23 protein-coding genes and 2 pseudogenes are annotated in these 20,228 nt (G+C 70.1%); 16 read left to right on the forward strand and 9 right to left on the reverse strand.

The window, feature by feature from the left end:
- Positions 1-205 precede the first annotated feature (205 nt).
- Both VIM26_RS06570 and VIM26_RS06575 read left to right on the forward strand, forming a co-directional pair.
- Positions 206-815 (forward strand): annotated as a pseudogene (locus tag VIM26_RS06570) (oxidoreductase); the annotation flags it as partial.
- Between the two features lie 117 nt (positions 816-932).
- On the forward strand, positions 933-1,355 hold the full coding sequence (locus VIM26_RS06575; RefSeq protein WP_331949550.1) for a pilus assembly protein CpaE: 423 nt from the start codon (positions 933-935) through the stop codon (positions 1,353-1,355).
- A 20-nt stretch (positions 1,356-1,375) separates the two neighbouring features.
- On the opposite strand, the gene VIM26_RS06580 is transcribed toward VIM26_RS06575, so the two are convergent.
- The gene (locus tag VIM26_RS06580) at positions 1,376-1,771 is read right to left on the reverse strand and encodes a DUF5655 domain-containing protein (RefSeq protein WP_331949551.1); all 396 of its coding nucleotides are present in this window, start codon (positions 1,769-1,771) and stop codon (positions 1,376-1,378) included.
- A gap of 55 nt (positions 1,772-1,826) precedes the next feature.
- On the opposite strand from VIM26_RS06580, the gene gatC reads away from it, so the two are divergent.
- The 5 genes from gatC to VIM26_RS06605 are packed head-to-tail and all read left to right on the forward strand — an operon-like array spanning position 1,827 to position 7,349.
- Entirely contained in the window at positions 1,827-2,123 is a 297-nt protein-coding gene (gene gatC / locus VIM26_RS06585; RefSeq protein ID WP_331949552.1) for an Asp-tRNA(Asn)/Glu-tRNA(Gln) amidotransferase subunit GatC, read from the forward strand.
- On the forward strand, positions 2,123-3,649 hold the full coding sequence (gene gatA, locus VIM26_RS06590) for an Asp-tRNA(Asn)/Glu-tRNA(Gln) amidotransferase subunit GatA (protein ID WP_331949553.1): 1,527 nt from the start codon (positions 2,123-2,125) through the stop codon (positions 3,647-3,649). Before gatC ends, gatA begins: the two co-directional genes overlap by 1 nt.
- The gene (gatB, locus tag VIM26_RS06595) at positions 3,646-5,169 is read left to right on the forward strand and encodes an Asp-tRNA(Asn)/Glu-tRNA(Gln) amidotransferase subunit GatB (protein ID WP_331949554.1); all 1,524 of its coding nucleotides are present in this window, start codon (positions 3,646-3,648) and stop codon (positions 5,167-5,169) included. Before gatA ends, gatB begins: the two co-directional genes overlap by 4 nt.
- Before the next feature lie 58 nt (positions 5,170-5,227).
- Entirely contained in the window at positions 5,228-5,770 is a 543-nt protein-coding gene (locus VIM26_RS06600; RefSeq protein ID WP_331949555.1) for a GNAT family protein, read from the forward strand.
- A 55-nt stretch (positions 5,771-5,825) separates the two neighbouring features.
- Positions 5,826-7,349, forward strand: a complete 1,524-nt coding sequence (locus VIM26_RS06605) for a peptide MFS transporter (protein ID WP_331949556.1) — start codon at positions 5,826-5,828, stop codon at positions 7,347-7,349.
- A gap of 71 nt (positions 7,350-7,420) precedes the next feature.
- Here the strand turns inward: VIM26_RS06605 and VIM26_RS06610 are convergent, their stop codons facing one another.
- Both VIM26_RS06610 and VIM26_RS06615 read right to left on the reverse strand, forming a co-directional pair.
- The gene (locus VIM26_RS06610; RefSeq protein ID WP_331949557.1) at positions 7,421-7,987 is read right to left on the reverse strand and encodes a DoxX family protein; all 567 of its coding nucleotides are present in this window, start codon (positions 7,985-7,987) and stop codon (positions 7,421-7,423) included.
- A gap of 169 nt (positions 7,988-8,156) precedes the next feature.
- Positions 8,157-8,399 (reverse strand): hypothetical protein, encoded by a 243-nt coding sequence (locus tag VIM26_RS06615; RefSeq protein ID WP_331949558.1) that lies wholly within the window; start codon positions 8,397-8,399, stop codon positions 8,157-8,159.
- 81 nt (positions 8,400-8,480) lie between these two features.
- On the opposite strand from VIM26_RS06615, the gene VIM26_RS06620 reads away from it, so the two are divergent.
- The 3 genes and pseudogenes from VIM26_RS06620 (at position 8,481) to VIM26_RS06625 (ending at position 10,269) form a co-directional block, all read left to right on the forward strand.
- The gene (locus VIM26_RS06620; RefSeq protein ID WP_331949559.1) at positions 8,481-9,395 is read left to right on the forward strand and encodes a PucR family transcriptional regulator; all 915 of its coding nucleotides are present in this window, start codon (positions 8,481-8,483) and stop codon (positions 9,393-9,395) included.
- 107 nt (positions 9,396-9,502) lie between these two features.
- Positions 9,503-9,811 (forward strand): annotated as a pseudogene (locus tag VIM26_RS27000) (phosphotransferase-like protein); the annotation flags it as partial.
- Between the two features lie 83 nt (positions 9,812-9,894).
- Positions 9,895-10,269: a hypothetical protein gene (locus VIM26_RS06625; RefSeq protein ID WP_331949560.1), complete on the forward strand. Its 375-nt coding sequence runs from the start codon at positions 9,895-9,897 to the stop codon at positions 10,267-10,269.
- Positions 10,270-10,346: 77 nt separating this feature from the next.
- Here the strand turns inward: VIM26_RS06625 and VIM26_RS06630 are convergent, their stop codons facing one another.
- The 5 genes from VIM26_RS06630 to VIM26_RS06650 all read right to left on the reverse strand — a co-directional run bounded on the left by VIM26_RS06630 (position 10,347) and on the right by VIM26_RS06650 (position 13,842).
- Positions 10,347-10,811 (reverse strand): hypothetical protein, encoded by a 465-nt coding sequence (locus VIM26_RS06630; RefSeq protein WP_331949561.1) that lies wholly within the window; start codon positions 10,809-10,811, stop codon positions 10,347-10,349.
- Positions 10,812-10,878: 67 nt separating this feature from the next.
- Positions 10,879-11,733, reverse strand: a complete 855-nt coding sequence (locus VIM26_RS06635) for a GNAT family protein (RefSeq protein WP_331949562.1) — start codon at positions 11,731-11,733, stop codon at positions 10,879-10,881.
- Positions 11,670-12,248: an O-methyltransferase gene (locus tag VIM26_RS06640; protein WP_331949563.1), complete on the reverse strand. Its 579-nt coding sequence runs from the start codon at positions 12,246-12,248 to the stop codon at positions 11,670-11,672. Before VIM26_RS06640 ends, VIM26_RS06635 begins: the two co-directional genes overlap by 64 nt.
- An 86-nt stretch (positions 12,249-12,334) precedes the next feature.
- Positions 12,335-12,754 carry a DUF5684 domain-containing protein gene (locus VIM26_RS06645; protein WP_331949564.1) on the reverse strand — a complete coding sequence of 140 codons (420 nt, stop codon included), beginning with the start codon at positions 12,752-12,754 and terminating at the stop codon, positions 12,335-12,337.
- A gap of 89 nt (positions 12,755-12,843) precedes the next feature.
- Positions 12,844-13,842 (reverse strand): LacI family DNA-binding transcriptional regulator, encoded by a 999-nt coding sequence (locus VIM26_RS06650; protein WP_331949565.1) that lies wholly within the window; start codon positions 13,840-13,842, stop codon positions 12,844-12,846.
- A 111-nt stretch (positions 13,843-13,953) separates the two neighbouring features.
- Between VIM26_RS06650 and VIM26_RS06655 the strand changes: the two genes are divergently transcribed.
- From VIM26_RS06655 to VIM26_RS06680, 6 genes are all read left to right on the forward strand, one after another.
- Entirely contained in the window at positions 13,954-14,079 is a 126-nt protein-coding gene (locus VIM26_RS06655; protein WP_331949566.1) for a hypothetical protein, read from the forward strand.
- Positions 14,080-14,157: 78 nt separating this feature from the next.
- Positions 14,158-14,679: an extracellular solute-binding protein gene (locus VIM26_RS06660; RefSeq protein WP_331949567.1), complete on the forward strand. Its 522-nt coding sequence runs from the start codon at positions 14,158-14,160 to the stop codon at positions 14,677-14,679.
- Positions 14,643-15,245, forward strand: coding sequence for an extracellular solute-binding protein (locus VIM26_RS06665; protein WP_331949568.1), 603 nt, complete (start codon positions 14,643-14,645; stop codon positions 15,243-15,245). The genes VIM26_RS06660 and VIM26_RS06665 overlap by 37 nt, the downstream gene beginning before the upstream one ends.
- Positions 15,242-16,204, forward strand: a complete 963-nt coding sequence (locus tag VIM26_RS06670; protein ID WP_331949569.1) for a sugar ABC transporter permease — start codon at positions 15,242-15,244, stop codon at positions 16,202-16,204. Before VIM26_RS06665 ends, VIM26_RS06670 begins: the two co-directional genes overlap by 4 nt.
- 3 nt (positions 16,205-16,207) lie before the next feature.
- Complete coding sequence (locus tag VIM26_RS06675; RefSeq protein WP_331949570.1) at positions 16,208-17,032, forward strand: carbohydrate ABC transporter permease; 825 nt, start codon at positions 16,208-16,210, stop codon at positions 17,030-17,032.
- A 40-nt stretch (positions 17,033-17,072) separates the two neighbouring features.
- Positions 17,073-19,361, forward strand: coding sequence for a glycoside hydrolase family 3 N-terminal domain-containing protein (locus VIM26_RS06680; protein ID WP_331949571.1), 2,289 nt, complete (start codon positions 17,073-17,075; stop codon positions 19,359-19,361).
- A 117-nt stretch (positions 19,362-19,478) separates the two neighbouring features.
- Here VIM26_RS06680 and VIM26_RS06685 read toward each other — a convergent pair whose 3' ends face one another.
- Positions 19,479-20,060, reverse strand: a complete 582-nt coding sequence (locus VIM26_RS06685) for a hypothetical protein (RefSeq protein WP_331949572.1) — start codon at positions 20,058-20,060, stop codon at positions 19,479-19,481.
- Between the last annotated feature and the right edge of the window lie 168 nt (positions 20,061-20,228).

A 20,228-nucleotide genomic window follows, 5' to 3' on the forward strand; every position in this document is an offset into this window, starting at 1 on the left:
CCCCTTGAACAGACGCTCCAACACCAGATCCACACTCGACCCCAAGCGCCCGCCCGCATCTTGCGACGTACCGGTGCTCGGCTCGCCGGAAGCCTCGTTCCCCACCTCGAAACCCTCGTTTTCGAACATGTGTACACGATAGACCGAGCCACTGACATCCTCCGGCGAGCCCACTCGGCGCGCGACATCGAGGCGCAAACATCCGCTCGTTACCAAGGTCGGCGCCCTGCGCGACGCAGCTGGCGGCTGGCGGGTGGCGCTCGCCCCCGATCAGCTCCGGCAGGCCGTCCGGGACAACCTGACCAACCTCGGCCTCGAGACCCTCGATGTCGTCAACCTGCGCATCGAAGGATTCTCCAGCCCCACCCCGGGGTCCCTTGCCGAGCCATACACGACCCTCGCCGAGATGCAGCAGGAGGGGCTCATCAGGCACCTCGGGCTGAGCACGGTGATCGCCGAGCAGGTCGCCGAGGCTCAATCCATCGCGCCGGTCGTGTGCGTGCAGAACTTCTACAACATCGCCAACTGCGGCGACGACGCGTTGGTCGACTCCCTCGCCGAGCAGGGCATCGCCTCCGTCCCGTACTTCCCGCTGGGCGGATTCACGCCGCTCCAGTCCGACACCCTCAGCCGCCTGGCCACACGTCTGCACGCGAGCCCGATGGCCGTCGCGCTGGCCTGGCTGCTGCAGCGGTCACCGAACATCCTGCTCATCCCCGGGACGTCGTCGGCCGAGCACCTGCGTGAGAACGTCGCCGGTGCGGCCCTGCCGCCCCGCCGACGCGGTCGCGGAACTCGACACGATCGCCGCCTGACGCGGCGGCTCGCACGACGGCGCTCACCGCCCCCGCCCGAGCGCTCACCGCCCCCCGCGGCCGCCTGCCCCCTCCCAATCACTGCGAACAGTGCCCGAGCGGGCCAATAATGGAGTGATGATCTCAACCGATCTTGCCTCGAAGCTCCGCGACGCCGGCGTGCGCTGGCACCCACGCTCGGGCGATCGCTTCACGATCCTGCAACCCGAGCTCAAGGCCGACGTCTTCACGATCAGCGACATGATGGTCGAGGCGCACGACTTCGCGTCGGGCACGGTCCTCGGCTTCAACGGGACCACCGAATGGGCTCTCGATTCCGTGGACAAGGAAGACGCCTTGTGGCTCCCGCGCGAGGACCAGCTCCGGTCCATGCTCGGCGGCACCTTCCGGTCCCTCGTCGTGGTCGACGGCTTCTACCTGGTGACGACGCAGTCGTCGTCGGGCCGGGAGGAGATCTTCGAGGCACGGTCGCCCGACGACGCGTACGCCCACGCCCTGCTCGCGCTCGTGCAGTCGGCCGTCGGCGAGCCGAGCAACTGACGTATCGGTCCGGGCGGGCCTCAGGGACTCTGCTCGTACGCGCGCCGGATCAGCCCGATCAGCTCAGCGTCCACCTGTCCGACGGCGGTCAGGGACACCTTGTGCGTGGCCTGCCCCGGCGCCTTGGCCGAGCTGAGCCGAGAGCTCTCCGCGGCGTCGGTGATTCGCAGCCCGACGTCGACCCGCTTCGCCGTCGCGGACGCGACCGCCGCGAACTGCCGGCCGCGCACGAACGGGACGTACGTGCTGCGCCCCTCGCTCCGCACGTCCCGCAGCCAGCGCCGCACCGCGTTCTGGTCGAGCGGGTCCACACCGGACGCGCCTACGAGCGCGACCCACTCGTCGAGGCCCCTCCCGGTGCGCTCGCGCATCGACTCGGTGACGGCGGCCATCATCTGCTCGGGGCTCGAGGACACCTCCCGCACGCTACGCCGCATCGGCCCCGCAACCCCGACGTCTAGACTTCGACCCATGTCCACCATCTCTCGCGACGAGGTCGCACGCGTAGCCGGGCTGGCCCGGATAGACCTGACGGGCGCCGAGATCGAGCGCCTCGCGGGCGAGCTCGAGGTCATCGTCCAGGCGGTCGCCCGGGTGAGCGAGGTCGCGACCCCGGACGTGCCCGCCACGAGCCACCCGCTGCCGATGACCAACGTCTTCCGCGCCGACGTCCCCGAGCCGTCGCTGCCCGTCGCCGACGTCATGGCGTCCGCGCCCGCCTCCGAAGAGGGCCGTTTCCTCGTCCCGCAGATCCTCGAGGAGGACTGATGACTACGGAGCTGATCCGGCTCTCCGCCGCCGCCCTCGCCGCCAAGCTCACCGCCGGTGAGGTCTCGAGCGAGGAGGCGACCAAGGCGCACCTGGATCGCATCGCCGCCGTCGAGCCGGCCGTGCACGCGTTCCTGCACCTCAGCGGGCGCCGCGCGCTCACCACCGCGCGCGACGTGGACACGCGCCGCGCCGCGGGCGAGGAGCTGCACCCGCTCGCCGGCGTCCCGATCGCGATCAAGGACATCGTGGTGACCAAGGGCGTCCCGACGACGGCCGGGTCCAAGATCCTGCAGGGCTGGATCCCGCCGTACGACGCGACGCTGATCACGAAGATCAAGGCAGCCCGCCTGCCGATCCTCGGCAAGACCAACATGGACGAGTTCGCCATGGGGTCCAGTACCGAGCACTCCGCCTACGGCAACACGCACAACCCGTGGGACCTCGACCGGATCCCCGGCGGCTCCGGCGGCGGGTCCGCCGCGGCGGTCGCGGCCTACGAGGCGCCGCTCGCGATCGGCACCGACACGGGAGGATCGATCCGCCAGCCGGCCGCGGTCACCGGCACGATCGGGGTCAAGCCCACCTACGGCAGCGTCTCGCGCTACGGCCTGATCGCGCTCGCGTCGAGCCTGGACCAGGCCGGTCCGGTCACCCGCACCGTGCTCGACGCGGCCCTGCTGCACGAGCTCATCGGCGGCCACGACCCGCGCGACTCCACCTCGATCCCCGAGCCCCTGCCGGCGCTGGTCGACGCCGCACGCCTGGGCGCCGGCGGCGACCTCACCGGCGTGCGCGTCGGGGTCGTCAAGGAGCTCGACGGCGACGGCTACCAGCCGGGCGTGCGCGCCAGGTTCAGCGAGTCCCTCAAGCTCCTCGAGCAGGCGGGCGCCGAGATCGTCGAGGTCTCCTGCCCGCACTTCACCTACGCGCTCGGCGCGTACTACCTGATCCTGCCCGCCGAGGCCTCGAGCAACCTGGCGAAGTTCGACGGCATGCGCTTCGGCCTGCGCGTCACCCCGGACGGCAGCGACGGGCTCGCCGCCACCGCGGAGCGCGTCATGTCCGCGACCCGCGGCGCGGGCTTCGGCGACGAGGTCAAGCGCCGCATCATCCTGGGCACCTACGCCCTGTCGGCCGGCTACTACGACGCCTACTACGGCAGCGCGCAGAAGGTCCGTACGCTCATCCAGCGCGACTTCAACGCGGCGTTCGAGAAGGCCGACGTGCTGGTCTCCCCGACCGCGCCGACCACCGCGTTCAAGCTCGGTGAGAAGCTCGAGGACCCGCTCGCGATGTACCTCAACGACGTCGCCACCATCCCGGCGAACCTCGCCGGGGTGCCCGGCATGTCCGTGCCCGCCGGACTGTCCGACGACGGCCTGCCCGTCGGCTTCCAGATCCTCGCCCCGGCGAAGGCCGACGACCGGCTGTACCGCGTCGGCGCCGCCCTCGAGTCGCTGCTCGAGGCGCGCTGGGGTGGCCCTCTGTTGTTGCAGGCACCCGAGTTGGAGATCGCACCATGAGCACCACCACCAACGGGTCCGTCGACCTGATCGACTACGACGACGCCGTCAAGCGCTTCGACCCGGTCTTCGGGATCGAGGTGCACGTCGAGCTCGGCACCCGCACCAAGATGTTCGACTCCGCACCGCAGGTCTTCGGCGCCGAGCCCAACACGGCCGTCTCGCCGACCTCGCTCGGGCTGCCCGGCTCGCTGCCGGTCGTCAACGGCACCGCCGTGGAGTACGCGATCCGGATCGGTCTGGCCCTGAACTGCCAGATCGCCGAGACCTGCCGGTTCGCCCGCAAGCAGTACTTCTACCCGGACGTCCCGAAGAACTTCCAGACGTCCCAGTACGACGAGCCGATCGCGTTCGACGGGCACCTCGACGTCGAACTCGAGGACGGCACGATCTTCCGCGTGGAGATCGAGCGGGCGCACATGGAGGAGGACGCGGGCAAGAACACCCACGTCGGCGGCGCGACCGGCCGCATCCAGGGCGCCGAGTACTCCCTGGTGGACTACAACCGCGCCGGGATCCCGCTCGTGGAGATCGTCACCCGCCCGATCGAGGGCGCGGGGGCGCGCACCCCGGAGATCGCGCGGGCGTACGTGCAGTCGCTGCGGGACATCTTCCGGGCGCTCGGGGTCTCCCAGGCCCGCATGGAGCGCGGCAACGTGCGCGCCGACGTCAACCTGTCCCTGCGCGCCACGCCCGACTCGCCGCTGGGCACGCGCACCGAGACCAAGAACGTGAACTCGTTCCGGTCCGTCGAGCGCGCGATGCGCTACGAGGTCTCCCGCCAGGCGGCGATCCTCGCCGCGGGCGGCACGGTCACCCAGGAGACCAGGCACTGGCACGAGGACACCGGCACGACGACGGCGGGCCGGATCAAGTCCGACGCCGACGACTACCGGTACTTCCCCGAGCCGGACCTGCTGCCGATCGCGCCGAGCCGCGAGTGGGTCGAGGAGATCCGCGCCGCGCTGCCCGAGATGCCGGTCGCGCGCCGTCGTCGGCTGCAGACCGACTGGGGCTACGCCGACGCCGAGATGCGCGACGTGGTCAACGCGGGTGCGGTCGAGCTGATCGAGGCGACGATCGCCGCGGGCGCCAGCCCGGCGTCGGCCCGCAAGTGGTGGATGGGCGAGCTGGCCCGCGTGGTGAAGGGGACGGACGGCGAGCTCGAGGACCTGCCGATCACCCCGACCCAGGTCGGCGAGCTGCAGCAGCTCATCGACAGCGGCCGGATCAACGACAAGCTCGCACGCCAGGTGCTCGAGGGCGTGCTCGCCGGGGAGGGCACCCCGGAGGAGGTCCTCGTCGAGCGCGGCCTCGGGGTCGTATCCGACGACGGCGCCCTGCTCGCCGCGATCGACGAGGCGCTGGCCGCCCAGCCCGACGTCGCCGAGAAGATCCGCGGCGGCAAGATCAAGGCCGTCGGGAGCATCGTCGGCGGGGTCATGAAGACGACCCGCGGCCAGGCCGACGCCGGACGCGTCCGCGCACTGATCCTCGAGAAGCTCGGCGTCGAGGGCTGATTTTCGTCGAGCGCTCAATGTCGTCGAGCGCCCGATCCGACTGACGGGGGATTCTGAGATGCTCAAGCCGTCCCTGCAGGGGGAGCTCGTCCGGCTGCGCCCGATCGCTGCCCGCGACGCGGACGCACTCTGGGAGATCGACAGCGACCCCGTGGGGCGCCGCGTCACGGGCCGCTCGGTGATGCACACCCGTGCGCTGGTCGAAGCCTGGTGCGAGTCGGTGTCGGACCAGGACGGCCGGATCGACCTGGCGGTCACGGCGGGCGACTCGGACGAGTGCCTCGGCGAGATCGTGCTGAGCGAGATCGACGAGGCCCGCGGCAACGCCGTGCTGCGGCTTGTCATGCGGCCGGGCTCGCGCGGGCGCGGGCTCGGGAGCGAGGCGATCGGCCTCGTGCTCGAGCTCGCGTTCGACGGTCTCGGGCTGCACCGGGTCGGGCTGGACGTGCTCGCGATCAACCCGCGCGCACAAGCGCTCTACGAGGGCATGGGCTTCGTCGTCGAGGGGCGCCTGCGCGAGGCGTACCGGGTCGACGACCGGTTCAGCGACGCGATCGTGATGGGAATCCTCGAGGAGGAGTACCGCGCGCTCGCGGAATGATCCCATGACTACTGGTTGGTAACCACTTGCACTTCCATGGTGGACCATAGTCAGAATGACTCAGAACCTGGCACCACCCCAGCCAGTCCCGAGCAGGGTTCCGCGCTCGCGCGGATTCTTCGGACACCCCCTCGGCCTGATGACGCTCTTCACCACCGAATTGTGGGAGCGGTTCAGCTACTACGGGATGCGCGCCATCCTGCTGTACTACTTGACCGATGCGGTCAAGAACGGCGGCCTCGGGATCGGGCAGACCACCGGTCTGGCGGTCGTCTCGATCTACGGCACCTCGGTCTACCTGCTCTCCGTGGTCGGCGGCTGGCTCGCGGACCGAGTGCTCGGAGCGCGCCGCTCGACGCTGTACGGCGGTCTCGTCATCGCGGCCGGGCACGTGTGCCTGGCGGTGCCGGGTGCCGGCTTCTCCTACCTCGGCATCATCCTGGTGGCGCTCGGGACCGGGCTGCTCAAGCCCAACGTCTCGAGCATGGTCGGTGAGCTCTACGAGCGTGAGGACGGGCGCCGGGACTCGGGCTTCTCCATCTTCTACATGGGCATCAACATCGGCTCGCTCGTCGCGCCGATCGTCGTCGGGGTGGCCCGCGCTGCCGGCGGGTACCACGCCGGATTCGCGTGCGCCGCGGTCGGCATGGCGATCGCATTGGTCTTCTTCGTCGCCGGCCGGCGCATGCTCGGCGAGGCGGGCAAGGCCGCACCCAACCCGCTGACGCCGGCCGAGCGACCGGCGCTCATCCGCACCGGCCTGGTCATCGTCGGTGTCATCGTCGCTGTGCTGCTGACCGCCCGGATCGTGTCCGGCGCGTTCGGTGTCACGACGATGATCGACACGCTCTCGGTGCTCGCCTTCGCGGCGCCCGTGGCGTACTTCGTCGTGATGTTCCGCTCGCCCAAGGTCACCTCGAACGAGCGCTCCCGGCTGATGGCGTACATCCCGCTGTTCATCTCCGCGATGCTGTTCTGGATGATCTTCGAGCAGGCGGCGACCACGCTCGCGAGCTACGCCGCCGACCGGACGCAGCTCTCGGTCCTGGGCTGGACGGTCGCTCCCGAGCTGTTCCAGTCGGTCAACCCGGCCGCGATCGTGCTGCTCGCGCCGGTCTTCGCGTGGTTGTGGGTCAAGCTGGACCGGCCGCCGGCGACCGCGGCGAAGTTCGCCATCGGGCTGACCCTCGCCGCGCTGTCGTTCCTGTTCCTCGCCGGGGCCTCGGCCCTCGCCGGATCCGGCAAGTCCCCGGCGTGGGTCATGATCGTGGTCTACGTGATCCAGACCCTCGGGGAGCTGTGCCTGTCCCCGGTCGGCCTCGCCGCGACCACCCTGCTCGCGCCCCGGGCGTTCCGGGGCCAGGCGATGGCGCTGTGGTTCCTCGCCCCCGCCGCGGGCCAGGCGATCACCGCCCAGCTCGTCACCGCCACCGAGGGCACGTCGGACACGGTCTACTTCGGTGGGATCGGCGTCGTCGCGCTCGCGAGCGGGCTCGCGCTGTTCGCGCTCGCGCCGTGGGTGTCCCGGCACATCCACCACGGTGCGGAGACGACGGCCGAGGCCGCCGTCGTGCACTAACGCAGCACTGGCCGACTCGCAGCGAGGGCCGCGCAACCCCATGGGGTGCGCGGCCCTCGCTGTGCGTGGTCTCAGCGCAGCCAGGGCTGGCGCTGGACGACGCCGAGGGCGGCCCATCGGCGTCCGAGGCCCCAGGTGTCGCCCGCGAGCAGCACCGCGCAGACGATCACCACCAGGGCGTAGATGAGGTGGTAGTCGATGACAGGGTTCGTCGAACCCTGCGAGAACGGCCACTCGGCGGCCCACATGAGGAGCATCAGGATGGGGCCGACGACGGCCGAGACGCGCAGGCCGATGCCGAGGATCAGTGCCAGGCCGAGGCCGAGCAGGGTGAGCATGAACAGCCAGTCGGTCACCGGGCCCGCGATGTTCGCGAAGAAGTCCTTGAACGGTCCGCGGGTCAGCGACGTGAGGTAGCCCTGGCTCGGCGTGCCGCCGTCGAGCCACGACAGGGTGGGGGCGCCCGTGCTGTAGTGCAGTCCGAACGTCTTGTCGAGGAATGGCCACAGGAACGTGAAGCCGATGGCGAGCCGGGTCACGGCTAGCCAGTGCCGCCCGCGCGCCGACGTGACGAGGTCATCCTCGATGAGGGTGGTCGGGCGAGCCGTTCGGCGATCCGGCGGGTGTGTGGTGGACATGTCAGATGCCTCCTTGGTGCATCTGGAACCGAGCCTGACACCTACAAGGTTCCTCAGGTGCGCCCCATCGTGTCCATAGGCTGCTGCGAGCACTTTTCCGCGCGCGAATCACGTGCGACGAGGGCCGCGCACCCCCTGTGGGGTTGCGCGGCCCAGGTGCGATCTGCGCTCAGCGCAGCCAGGACATCCGCCGCACGATCGGGAGCTGCGACCACCGGGCTCCGAGCCCCCAGGTGTCGCCCGCGAGCAGCACCGCGAAGGTGATCAGCGCGAGGGCGTAGATGATGTGGTAGTCGACGAGCGGGTTGGTCGATCCGGCCTGCAGCGGCCACTCCGCGGCCCACATCAGGATCATGACCAAGGAGCCGACCGCGGCCGATACGCGCAGGCCGATGCCGAGTCGACCCGGCACGACGTCTGGATCGCCGACGGAGCGGGCCGGCTGCTCGCCCGGGCGGGGGCGATCTCCGAGATCGCCGCGCGGCATGCGGCGTTGGCCACCGCCGGCCGGGAACCGGTGGACGGCTGGTCGGTCCAGGGCATCGACGCCGGGGGAGTGCGCGTCGCGTCGATCGCCGTCGCGGCGCCGGCGGACGACCTCGAGACGCGCTCGCGGATCGATGCCGCCCGGCCCGTCGTCGGGCTCATCCTCGCCGGCGCACGCGCCGTCCGGGAGTCCGAGCGACGCCTCGCCGGGGAGGTGGTCTCGCTGGTTCTCGGCCGCCAGATCGAGGTCGCCGCGACGCGCATGCCGTACTACGGGCTCGACCCGGCCCGCCCGCTGCTGTCGCTGGTGTGCGCGGTCGGCGAGCGCGAGCACGCGCTCGAGTCGGCCGAGCGCTGGCTCGCCGAGAGCACGATCAAGGGCGTGGTCGCCCTGCGCGGCGACGAGCTGATGCTGGTGCTGTCCGGCGCCGGCCCGGACGGGCCGCTCGAGGTCGTGCCGACGGCGAAGTCCCTCGCGGCCGCGGTGGGCGCGACCGCCGTCGGCACGGGCTCGGTGGCCGACGACGTGTCGGGCCTGCGCCGCAGCCTGGTCCAGGCGCGGCACGCGTGCGAGCTCGCCCGGCGGCGTGGTGACGGCGCGGTCGTCTCCCACGACCTGACCGGCAGCCACTCGCTGTTGCTCGCGCTGCAGGATCAGGACGTCCTCGACGCCTTCTGCGAGTCGCTGCTCACCCCGATCGAGGACCACGACGCGTTGCACGGCGGCGATCTCGCCGCGACGCTGCGGACGTTCCTGGAGACGGGCGGGAAGTGGAACCAGACCGCGGCGCTGCTGCACGTGCATGTGAACACGCTGCGGAACCGGCTGGAGCGCATCGAGGCGCTGACCGGTCGCAAGCTCGACTCGACCCCGGACCGAGTGGACCTCTGGTTGGCGCTCCAGGCAGGCAACGCCCCCTGAGCCCAATCGGATTCCGCAGACTGCGCACAACCGTGAGCACTGCGCACATCGGATGTGCGCAGGCGTCAGCGATGTGCGCAGTCTGCTGTCGAGACCTCGGCGCCGTAATGACCCACGTGATCGTTCTCAACGGTGGTTCCAGTTCGGGGAAGTCCGGAATCGTTCGGTGTCTGCAGGCAGTCCTGCCGGATCCGTGGCTGGCCTTCGGGACTGACACGCTCGTTGAGGCAATGCCGGCGTCCATGCCCGCGTCGGAGGGCGGGATCGAGTTCGCCCCCGACGGAGAGGTGATCGTCGGGCCGGCGTTCCGAACGCTGGAGGCGGCATGGATCGAGGGCGTCGCGGCGATGGCCCATGCGGGCGCCCACGTCATCCTCGATGAGGTCTTCCTCAGCGGTGCGGACTCACAGCAGCGATGGCGCCGGTACAACGGACAATTCGGCCATCGCGTTCCTGCGGTGCTACCGTCCGACCGCAGGTCCGCGAAGGACAATCGAGGGTGGTGCTCACGATCAACGCACCGGAGGCCGCGGTTGTCGTCCCCTGGTCGGCACGGCGTCAGGCTGCCCGCAACGTCCGCCGCGGAATCTTGCCGGAGGACGAACCGGATCGCTCCCGCACCATCGAGCAGGCGCGGAATTCCGTGAGACTTCGCTGGCTCGCCCTGATCTTCGCGATCAACGGTCCGCTCCAACTCCTCAATGCCGTCTCCGATCATCACGTAGAGATCTGGTTCCGCAGCATGTTCGCCGTGCTGGGCCTCTGCACGTTCTCGCTGGCCGTGGCGATCTTCTTGCGCGTGCGTGGGGCGCGAGCGGTGCTTGCCCGCGTCGAGATAGGAAACCGAGGGCCGGATAGCGGCCGTCGCGCGTGACTGATGTGTCTCGAGCCCTGAAACCGCAACCAGCGCCGTCCGGATCTCCGGCGCGTGGATGACGTCGCCGTCGCTGCCTACGCCCTCAGGCGGTCCAGGTGCCGACGCAGGGCCGCCGGGCCCGAGACGTTAAAGATGATCGCCGCGATCGCGACCGGCACCGCGATGACGAGCGGGCCGATGTCCGAGGCGTCGGTCGACGCGAGGGCCAGCCCGACCAGCGCCGGGGTGTCTGCGAAAGCGATGCCCATGAACACGGCGGGGCCGATGGCCCCGGCCCCGGCCTGGTTCTTGGGGTCGGTGTTCGCAGCTTTGGAGACCGCATTACTCGTGATCCATCGAGACGCGAACCACGATACGAGGCCTAGCGCGACGCCGATCATCACGCCTCGGGTGTGGATCGACCCGTTCGGGGCGATGAAGAACACCCCCAGAGCCAGGACCAGCACAAGTCCGCCACAGAACGTGAACCCGATGCGCGTGAACGTTTTGATGAATTCCTCATCAGAAACCGGGGGCGTGGAACGCGTGGACTCGGTCATGACGCGATGGTAGCCATCTGACGTTCGTCCGCACGGACGTTCTGCAGGATCCGAGGCGTCGGGGTCGCTAGCACGGGTCGGTATTCGCGACGCTGCTGTCATCGGTGTTCGGCGTGGCCACCGGCTCGCGGGTGGTCATCCACTCGGCGCGCAGGACGCCCATGATCACGGCGTCGTGAACACCGCCGGCCCACCGGCGGGCCTGGCGCAGGCGTGCTTCCTCGGTGTAGCCGGCGCGGCTGCCCACCGCGAGCATTCCGGGGTTGCCGGAGTAGGTGGCGAAGTCCAGGCGCAGGGCATCGGTGCGGTCGAACAGGTAGCCGGTCCAGAGCACCAAGGCCTCGGTACCGATGCCGTGACCCCAGCGGGCCGGGTCGTAGACGGCCAGAGCGATCCGACGCCAATCGGTCTCCTGGCACTCCCAGTACCAGTTGACCCGCCCGACCAGCCGGCCGTCGACCGCGTCGACGACCGCGAGGCTCGTGCGCGGATCTGGTTGGTCGGCCCCCGCCACAGTGGTGATCGCGAAAGCGTCTTGCTGCGCTGCGGACTTGCGGGGAAAGTATGGGCCGTTGGTGTCCCGCCAACGCTGGTGCGGCTGCAACCAGTTCCGGAGCGGCTCCAGATCGGTCGGGACCCAGTCGCGAAGAACTACCCGCTCCCCGATCAATCGGACCGGATCACGATGAGTGGCGGACACCGGACTGACTTTAGATGACGCGCAGCGTGGATACGCGTTTCCGCGGGAACGCCCCGACGGGGACGTCCGGACCGCGGGGCAGGATGTGAACGATTCCGTCTCGGGTCTCGAGATGAGACGTTTCCGCGGGAACGTTCCAACCCCACGGAACCTGCGCGCTAGGACAGCCGTGCGGCGATCATCAGGCCGGTCGACCAGTCCAACCGGGTGACGGCGAGCCACGGAACAGCGTTCAGCCGCTCGCGGAACACCGGCACCTTCGGCGCGTGGCCGTCGGGCCATTGCGGCTGCGGGTCGAGGTCGTCGACGACGTACAGGCCGCCGGGCGCGAGCAGGGCGAGTGCCTCGTCGAGCTGCTCGAACTTGCCCGCCCAGGTGTCCGCGAAGATCAGGTCGAACGTTTCACCTTGCGCGCCCGTCAGGTAGTTCGCGGCGTCGGCGGTCACGAAGGTGACCCGTGCGTCGTCGCCGAGAATGGATTCCGCGGTGTGCACGAGTTCGACGTCGTTGTCGACGGTCACCAGCGTGCTGCTCGGCGTCATGCCGGACAGGATCCAGGACGTCGACATGCCTGCACCGGTGCCGAGCTCGAGCAGTCGGCCGCCGGGCTTCGACGCCGCGAGCGTGCGCAGCAAGGCGCCCGTCGGGAAGTCGCACGACATCAGGAAGCCGAGCTTCTCCGCGGCGGCGCCGATTGCGGCCAGCTGGGGCGGCGTCCGGGCTGAATCGACGGTCATGGACGAGCCTTTCGTCAACGACGGCCGCCCGTCCTCGGTGCACGGATGTGCACCGAGGACGGGCGGAAGGGATGGGTGGGTGGTGGTCAGGCTGCCGCGTATCCGACGGGTGCAGCGCCGATGCCGTTCGGGCCGCGGTAGGTGTTGGAGCTGAATCCGAGGATGAACAGGAAGATGATCGACAGGAAGATGAGCCCGACGGTGAAGCCGGCGCCGTGACCGAACGACACCGACAGCGCGTTCAGCATCATGATGCCGAAGACGATGTTGGCGAACGGGATGAAGAACATCACGATCCACCAGATCGGCTTCCCGGTGATCTGGAGCAGAATGACTGTGTTCCAGATCGGGATGAAGCCCTTCCAGCCGTCCTCACCCGCCTTCTTGAAGATGCCGTAGTACGCGAGCCCGCCGATCAGGTAGCTGACGAGGTACAGGACGTAGATCCCCGGGCCGACCGTGGGGGCGGTTGCGGTGTCATTGAGGGTCGCAAGAAGAGTGTGCACGTGCTGAAGGTAGCGGATCTGAGCGACCAAAAGGTGCAGCAATCACCGACGTCTCACCGGCTCGCTGAGATCACCTCGCGAACGCGCACCTACAACCGGCGGCAGGACCCTCTCTCGACCAGTTCCGTCGGTAGCTGCCGGTGCGGATCGGGCACCTCGACCCCGTTGATCAGGTCGAGCAGGAGCCGCATCGCCTCGACGCCCATCTGCTGGATGGGCTGGCTGATCGTCGTCAGCGGCGGGGTCGTCATCGCGGACTCGGGGACGTTGTCGAAGCCGATCACCGACACGTCGTCGGGCACGCGAAGCCCGAGTGACCGGGCGACGTCCATGGTCCGGATCGCGGAGAGGTCGTTGGCGGCGAAGATCGCCGTCGGGCGCTGCGCCGTTGTCAGCAGCTCGCGCGCGGGGAGGTCGGCGGACTCCTCGCGGTAGTCGGCCACGCGCATCAGGTCGGGGTCGACGGCGATCCCGGCGCGGGCCAGCGCGGTGCGGTAGCCCTCCTCGCGCAGCCGCGCCGACTCGAGGTCGGGGCGTCCGCCGAGGAACCCGATGCGCCGGTGACCGAGGCCGATGAGGTGCTCGGTGGCCAGGATCGCGCCGGTGAGGTTGTCGGAGTCCACGGTCGGCATGTCTGACGGTCCGGTGTGCGGGTCGACCGCGACGACCGGGATGCGGTACTCGCCGTCGACCACGGTGGGGGTGACGAGGATCGCGCCGTCGATCAGGGTGCCGCTCAGGCGGGACAGGTAGCGGCGCTCCCAGCCGACGTTTCCGCCGCCCCCGCCGGAGTAGGCGAGCAGCTCGTACCCGCTGCCCCTGATCGCCCTCGACAGCCCCTTGAGCAGCTCGGCGCTGAACGGCTCGAACTCGGCGACCAGCACTCCGATGACGTTGGTCTTGTGTGAGCGCAGGCTCTGCGCCCCGAGGCTCGGGGAGTACCCGAGGTCCTCGATGACCCCCTGGACGCGGGCGGAGGTCGCGACCGCGACCCCGTAGCGACCGTTGAGCACCTTGGAGACGGTTGCGACCGACACGCCGGCCGAGCGGGCGACGTCGTTGATGGTTGCTCTCCGTGGGGAACTCACGTTCCGCACTCTATCGTTTCGATAACGTTGTCGATAACGATTGACACGACCGGATGTTTCGGGTGAAACTGGCCGCCATCGAGGTCAACGGAGACAGATGGGATCGCGAACATGGCGAGGAACCGAGTAGTCGCGGCGGTAGCGCTGGGCGTGAGTGTGGCGATGCTGGCTGCGTGCGGTGCGGGCGGGGGCACGGCCGACGGCGGCAAGTCCGGCGGTGACGTCACCCTCACCTAGTGGCACAACGGCACGGCCGATCCGATCCTGGGCTTCTGGAAGGACGTCGCCGGCGAGTTCGAGGCCGCGAACCCCGGCGTGAAGATCAAGATCAGCCCGCTGCAGAACGAGCAGTTCAAGACGAAGATCCCGATCGCCCTGCAGTCCAACAACCCGCCGGACATCTTCCAGCAGTGGGGCGGCGGCCAGATGGCCGACCAGGTGGCCGCGGGCAAGCTGATGGACCTCAGCGACAAGGTCGCCCCGGAGCTCACAGCGATCGGCGGTTCTGCGGCCGGCTGGCAGGTCAAGGGCAAGACCTACGGGCTGCCGTACACGCTCGGCGTCGTCGGGTTCTGGTACAACAAGGCGCTGTTCACCAAGGCCGGGGTCACCACCCCGCCGGTCACGATGGACGACCTCTACGCCGCCATCGACAAGCTCAAGGGCGCGGGCATCACGCCGATCGCGATCGGCGCCAAGGACAAGTGGCCCGCCGCGTTCTACTGGGACTACTTCGCGCTGCGGAACTGCAGCGAGAAGGTCATGCGCCAGGCCGGGCTCGACTTCGACTTCTCCGACGCGTGCTGGACCAAGGCGGCAAGCAGCTCGCGGAGCTGACCGCGAAGAAGCCGTTCCAGGAGGGCTTCCTCGGCGGCTCGGCGCAGCAGGGCGCGGGCAGCTCGGCCGGCCTGGTCGCCAACGGCAAGGCCGCGATGGAGCTCATGGGTCACTGGGACCCGAGCGTCATGACCGGTCTCGCCGCGAATGGCAAGGGACTCGGGGCCGACCTCGGCTGGTTCGCGTTCCCCGGGGTCGACGGCGGCGCGGGCGCCCCGGATGCCGCGCTCGGCGGCGGCGACGGGTTCTCCTGCTCCGCGCAGGCGCCGCCGGAGTGCGTGAAGTTCCTGACGTACATCTCGAGCGTGGACGTGCAGACCCGGTTCGCGGCGACCAACGTCGGGCTCCCGGTCACGGCGGGCGCCGAGAAGGGCGTGACCGACCCGAACATGGCCGCGCTGATCGCGTTCCGCGACAAGTCGACCTATGTCCAGCAGTACCTGGACATCGCCTACGGCGACAACGTCGGCGGCGCGCTCAACGACGCCGTCGCGCTCGAGCTGGCCGGTGCCGCCAAGCCGAAGGACGTCGTCGACGCCGTCACGAGCGCGGGCGCGAACAAGTGAGCCAGGTGGCGGTCCTGCGGGCCCCGAGGGCCGCCACCGTTCGCAGCGGCCCGACGGCCGGCGCGCGGTGGGGTCGTCGTGCCGAGATCGCGCTGTTCGTCGGGCCGGCGCTCGCGCTCTACGTGCTCTTCGTGCTGCTGCCCATCGCGCTCGCCGCGTTCTACAGCCTGTTCAAGTGGAACGGGATCGAGTCGCTCACGAACTTCGTGGGCATCGAGAACTACCAGCGTGCCCTGGCCGACCCGACCTTCCGTGGCGCACTGACCCACAACCTGGTCATCGTCGCGGGTTCGATCGTCATCCAGCTGCCGGTCGCCCTCGGGCTCGCGCTGCTGCTCAACCGCAAGATGCGCGGGCGCGCGGTGCTGCGGACGATCATCTTCGTGCCGTACGTGCTGTCGGAGGTCATCACGGGCGTGATCTGGCTACTCATGCTCCAGCCGGCGGGCCTGGTCGACCGGATCTTCGACGGCCTGGGGCTCGGCGGGCTCACCCAGCTCTGGCTGGCCGACCCGAAGGTCGTGCTGTTCACGATGCTCGCCGTGATCAGCTGGAAGTACGTGGGCTTCGCGATGATCCTGTTCCTCGCCGGGCTGCAGGGCGTGCCGAAGGAGCTGCACGAGGCGGCCTCGATCGATGGCGCCTCTTGGTGGCAGGCGCAGCGCAGCATCACCCTGCCGCTGCTGGCTCCGACCATCCGGATCTGGGTGTTCCTGTCGATGATCGGCTCGCTCCAGCTGTTCGACCTGGTGTGGATCATGACCGGGGGCGGGCCGGCCAACGCGTCGAACACCATGGCGACCTACATGATCGAGCGCGGCTTCCAACGAGGCCAGTTCGGCTACGGCACCGCCGTCGCCGTGATCTTGTTCTCGATCTCGTTCGTCGCCGCGATGATCTACCAGCGCTTCGTGCTGCGCCGCGACAACGAGGGCGCGCTCACCGGACGGGTGGGCTGAGCGATGACCAGGTTCTCCCTGCGCCAGCCGCTGGTCTACGCCACCGCGCTCATGATCGCCGCGGTCACGATCGTGCCGGTGGCGTACGTCGTGCTCGGCGGCTTCCGGACCAACGGCCAGGTCTCCGCGCACCCGGTCGGCTGGCCGAGCCCGTGGATCACCAAGAACTACCTCGAGGTGCTCGCGTCGTCGTCGTTCTGGACGCAGGTCGCGAACAGCACGATCGTCGCGGTCGGCACCACGCTGCTCGTCGTCGCGCTCGGCGTGATGGCCGCGTTCGGGCTCTCGCGGTACACGTTCAGGGGGCGCGAGGCGCTCTACCTGCTGTTCACCCTCGGCCTGCTGTTCCCGATCGGGGTCGCGATCCTGCCGCTGTACCTGCTGCTGCGCGACCTCAACATGCTCGACAGCCTGCTCGGGGTGATCCTGCCGCAGGCCGCCTTCGGGCTGCCGGTGACGATCGTCATCCTGCGGCCGTTCATCCGGGGCATCCCGGGCGAGCTCGAGGACGCGGCGGTGATCGACGGGTGCAGCAGGGTCGGGTTCTTCTGGCGGATCCTGCTGCCGCTGTCCGGCCCGGGCCTGGTCACGGTCGGGGTGCTCGCCTTCGTGGGCAGCTGGAACGCGTACTTGCTGCCGCTGCTGGTGCTGAACGACCCGGCGTCGTTCACGCTGCCGCTCGGGGTGGCGGCGTTCTCGACCGCCTACACCCAGGACACCGCGAAGATCCTGGCGTTCACGTCGCTGTCGATCCTGCCCGCGCTCGCATTCTTCCTGGCGTTCGAGCGGCGGATCGTGGGTGGGCTCACCGGGGCGGTCAAGGGTTGATTTCGCGCCGCTGGGCTTCGACGATCGGAACGGACGTTTCATGACCATTGACGGTGCCGACGGCGCGGCTCGTGCCCTGCTCGCACGGATGACCCTCGAGGAGAAGCTGGCCCAGCTGGTCGGCTTCTGGGAGGCACAGAGCACGGCGGCCGTCGCGCCCATGCAGGACGAGATGACGCCGCCGCCCACGTTCGAGGAGTTCACCCGGCACGGCCTGGGCCACCTCACCCGCGTCTACGGCAGCACCCCGGTCGACCCGGTCACCCGCGCCCGGTGGCTGCGCGACACCCAGCGCGCCCTGGTCACCCGGACCCGGCTCGGCATCCCCGCGATCGTGCACGAGGAGTGCCTGACCGGGCTGGCGGCGTGGCAGGCGGCGACGTTCCCGACCCCGCTCGCGTGGGGCGCGTCGTTCGATCCCGAGCTCGTCGAGGCGATGGGTGCCGCGATCGGGCAGTCGATGCACGCGCTCGGGGTCCATCAGGGCCTGGCGCCCGTGCTCGACGTGGTCCGCGACGCCCGCTGGGGGCGCGTCGAAGAGTGCATCGCCGAGGACCCGTACCTGGTCGGCACGCTGGGCACCTGCTACGTGCGCGGGCTGCAGGGGGCGGGCGTGCACGCGACGCTCAAGCACTTCGTCGGGTACTCGGCCTCGCGCGCCGGGCGCAACCTGGCGCCCGTGCACGCGGGCCCGCGCGAGCTCGCGGACGTGCTGCTCGTCCCGTTCGAGATGGCGGTGCTCGACGGCGGCGCGCGCTGCGTCATGCACTCCTACGCGGAGATCGACGGGCTGCCGGTCGCGGCCGACGCCCGGCTGCTCACCGACCTGCTGCGCGGGCGCTGGGGCTTCGACGGGACCGTCGTCGCGGACTACTTCGGGGTCGCGTTCCTGCAGACGCTGCACGGGATCGCCGCCGACCTCGGCGACGCCGCCGCGCAGGCGCTCGCGGCCGGGGTCGACGTGGAGCTGCCGACGGGGGACGCGTACACCGGCCCGCTGCTCGCGAAGGTCCGGGCCGGTGAGGTCGGGGAGGACCTGGTGGACCGGGCCGTGCTGCGGGTGCTGCGCCAGAAGGCCGAGCTCGGGCTGCTCGGTGCGACGTTCGAGGCCGAGCCGCCCGGGACGATCGACCTCGACCCGCCCGGTCACCGCGCCATCGCGGCCGCGCTCGCGGAGGAGTCGATCGTGCTGCTCGCGAACGACGGCGTGCTGCCGCTCGCGGGTGTTGGCGGCGCGGGTGGCGTGCCGCGCGTCGCGGTGATCGGGCCCAACGCGGACCGTGCCCAGGCCCTGTTCGGGTGCTACTCGTTCACCAACCACGTGCTCGACCACTACCCGGACGTCCCGCGCGGCTTCGCGGCGCCGACCGTGCTCGAGGCTCTGCGGACGGAGCTCGATGGCAGCGAGGTCACGTTTTCGCGCGGCTGCGCCGTGGACGACGACGACCGGTCCGGCATCGCGGAGGCTGCCCGGACCGCGCGCGAGGCCGCGGTGGCGATCGTCGTCGTCGGCGACCAGGCCGGGCTGTTCGGGCGGGGGACCGTCGGGGAGGGCTGCGACCGGGACGACCTCGAGCTGCCGGGCGTGCAGCGCGAGCTCGTCGAGGCCGTGCTCGCGACCGGCACGCCGGTGGTGCTCGTGCTGCTCACCGGGCGGCCGTACGCCGTGGCGTGGGCGCTCGAGCGGTGCGCCGCCGTCGTGCAGGCGTTCTTCCCGGGGGAGGAGGGGGCCGGCGCGATCGCGGGCGTGCTCTCCGGGCGGGTGAACCCGTCCGGGCGGCTGCCGGTGACCCTGCCGCGCTCGGTCGGCGCCCAGCCGTACTCCTACCTGCACCCGCCGCTGGGCGGTCCGACGAACGTGAGCAACCTGGCGACCGCGCCCGCGCTGCCGTTCGGGCACGGGCTGTCCTACACGACGTTCACGCACACCGACCTTTTGGTCGAGGGCGCCGTCGAAGCGGGGGACTCGTTCGTGGCGACCGTGCGGGTGACGAACACGGGCGCTCGCGCCGGGGTCGACGTCGTCCAGCTGTACGGGCACGACGTCGTCGCGTCGATCACCCGCCCGACGGCCCAGCTGCTCGGGTTCCGGCGGCTCGCGCTGGACCCGGGGGAGTCGGCGACGGTGCGGTTCACGGTGCCCACGACCCGGCTGGCATTCTCCGACCGCGACCTGGTGCGCATCGTCGAGCCCGGCGAGATCGAGCTCTGGGTCGGACCCTCCTGCGAGGCCCGCGAGACCGAGGCGACGCTCGAGCTCAATGGCGAGGTCCACCGGGTGACGGTCACCGACCCCCGCTGGACCACCACAGAGCGTGTTCCGGCCTGAAGCGTCGACGACAAAACGCCAAACTGCGTACATCCGTGCGCCCTGCGCACATCGGATGTGCGCGGGCGTTGCGGATGTGCGCAGTCTGCGGTCTGGCCGGGGAGTTGGGGCGACCTGTCAGGCTCCGGGGACCACGAGGTCGAACGATTGCCGGGGGCAGATCGTCGTGAAGTAGTGGTCTTCGGCTGCGGTCCATCTCGGCCACCAGGCGTCGTTCCCGTGACCCCGGGCGACCTGTCGGCGTTGCCGCTCCTGCGTCGGTGTCTCCACCAGGACGGCCAGGTCGACGAGGTCCCGCAGCTCGGGCCGGCCGGTGTAGACGCCCTCCAGGATGATGACGGGCGTCGGGGCGACCGTCACCGTCCGGTCGGACAGGCCGCCCGAAGGCGTCCAGCTGAACGGGCGGTACCGCGCGGCGCGCCCGGTGCGCAACGGCACCAGAACCTCGCCCCGCAGGCGCTGCCAGTCGAAGTACTCCGCGACGCCCTCCGTCGCGTCGAGAGCCCAGCGCTCTTGCTCGGGCAGGTCACGGTAGAAGTCGTCACCCTCGATCACGCTCGCGGCCAGCCGCACGCCCAGCGCCGCGGCCAGGGTGCTGGTCCCGGCCGCGCTCCGTCCGTCCAGCGCGACGACGAGCGCGCGGGTGGTTCGCGTGGCCATGAGTTCCATGACCAGTCCCGCGGCCTCCTCGGATTGCATCGCCCGAGTGAAGCACGGTCAACAAAACCTAGCGGGACCTTCCTGGCTATCGCGGGCGTTGCCCGTGAACGTGCAGGTCAGGTGCCTGTTTAGGGTGGCCGGTTTGTATTACCCATGTCAGCGCTTGGGGGCGTAGGTCTCGAGGTTGAACAGGTCGAAGAGCTGCTT

The organism is Pengzhenrongella sp. (assembly GCF_036565025.1).
In the GTDB taxonomy this organism is placed as follows: Bacteria; Actinomycetota; Actinomycetes; order Actinomycetales; family Cellulomonadaceae; genus Pengzhenrongella.

Bases quoted from the DNA above. Each gene is read 5' to 3' on its own strand.
- gatA (WP_331949553.1), top strand. From the start codon at position 2,123: ATGACTACGGAGCTGATCCGGCTCTCCGCCGCCGCCCTCGCCGCCAAG.
- VIM26_RS06685 (WP_331949572.1), bottom strand. From the start codon at position 20,060: ATGCAATCCGAGGAGGCCGCGGGACTGGTCATGGAACTCATGGCCACG.
- gatB (WP_331949554.1), top strand. From the start codon at position 3,646: ATGAGCACCACCACCAACGGGTCCGTCGACCTGATCGACTACGACGAC.
- VIM26_RS06600 (WP_331949555.1), top strand. From the start codon at position 5,228: ATGCTCAAGCCGTCCCTGCAGGGGGAGCTCGTCCGGCTGCGCCCGATC.
- VIM26_RS06655 (WP_331949566.1), top strand. From the start codon at position 13,954: ATGGCGAGGAACCGAGTAGTCGCGGCGGTAGCGCTGGGCGTGAGTGTG.
- VIM26_RS06605 (WP_331949556.1), top strand. From the start codon at position 5,826: ATGACTCAGAACCTGGCACCACCCCAGCCAGTCCCGAGCAGGGTTCCG.
- VIM26_RS06610 (WP_331949557.1), bottom strand. From the start codon at position 7,987: ATGTCCACCACACACCCGCCGGATCGCCGAACGGCTCGCCCGACCACC.
- VIM26_RS06575 (WP_331949550.1), top strand. From the start codon at position 933: ATGATCTCAACCGATCTTGCCTCGAAGCTCCGCGACGCCGGCGTGCGC.
- VIM26_RS06640 (WP_331949563.1), bottom strand. From the start codon at position 12,248: ATGACCGTCGATTCAGCCCGGACGCCGCCCCAGCTGGCCGCAATCGGC.
- gatC (WP_331949552.1), top strand. From the start codon at position 1,827: ATGTCCACCATCTCTCGCGACGAGGTCGCACGCGTAGCCGGGCTGGCC.
- VIM26_RS06630 (WP_331949561.1), bottom strand. From the start codon at position 10,811: ATGACCGAGTCCACGCGTTCCACGCCCCCGGTTTCTGATGAGGAATTC.
- VIM26_RS06675 (WP_331949570.1), top strand. From the start codon at position 16,208: ATGACCAGGTTCTCCCTGCGCCAGCCGCTGGTCTACGCCACCGCGCTC.
- VIM26_RS06680 (WP_331949571.1), top strand. From the start codon at position 17,073: ATGACCATTGACGGTGCCGACGGCGCGGCTCGTGCCCTGCTCGCACGG.